The 814-nt window shown below is 70.3% G+C and carries 1 protein-coding gene; it reads right to left on the bottom strand.

The window, feature by feature from the left end; all coding sequences use genetic code 11:
- A partial coding sequence (locus ACFR9S_RS10010) for an AMP-binding protein (protein ID WP_379818538.1) occupies positions 1-814 on the bottom strand: 814 nt, incomplete at both ends.

Below are 814 nucleotides of genomic sequence, written 5' to 3'. Positions count from 1 at the left end.
TGTGCTTGTAGTACCACTTCCAAGCGCGGGGGTTGATCGGTTCGCCCACGGTCCCGAGAAGGCGGAGGCTGGAGAGGTCGTGACGTTCGGGATGCTCGGCGCCCCACTTCATGAACGCCCGGATCGCCGTGGGCGCGGTGTAGAACACGTCGACGGCGTGGCGGTCGATCAGCTTCCAGAGCCGGTCGCGTTCGGGGTGGTCGGCGGTGCCCGCCGAGAGGACGGTGGTCGTCCCCAGCGCGAGCGGGCCGTAGACGACGTAGGAGTGGCCCGTGATCCAGCCGATGTCGGCGGCACACCAGTACGTGTCCTCAGGGCGGATATCGAGCACCGACTGGGCGGTCCACGCGACGTGGGCGAGGTAGCCGCCGGTGGTGTGGGTCACACCGCGCGGCTCGCCGGTGGTGCCGGAGGTGTAGATCCGGAACAGCGGGTCGGCGGCGTCCCGGGCGACCGGCTCGACCTCCGTTCCCTCGTGTGCGTCGATCAGGTCGTCGTAGTCGTGGTACCCCTCGCCGAGGTGGACGCCCTGCCCGAGGTGGTCGAGCACCACCACGTCCACGTCGCGGTCCAGTTCGAGGCGGGCGTTGTCGGCCTTGTTCTTCTGGGCGATCGCGTCGCCGCGGCGGTAGTAGCCGTCGCAGGTGAGCAGGAAGCCGGAGTCGGCCCGCCGCATCCGCGTCGCGAGCGCGTCCGCGGAGAACCCTGCGAAGACGACGTTGTGGATCGCGCCGAGGCGGGCGCACGCCAGCATCGCCGCCGGGAGCTCCGGCACCATCGGGAGGTAGATCGTCACCACGTCGCCCGCCTCCAC

It is taken from the genome of Halolamina salina (assembly GCF_042678005.1).
Lineage (GTDB): Archaea > Halobacteriota > Halobacteria > Halobacteriales > Haloferacaceae > Halolamina > Halolamina salina.
This window is presented reverse-complemented; position numbering and strand designations above follow the sequence as displayed.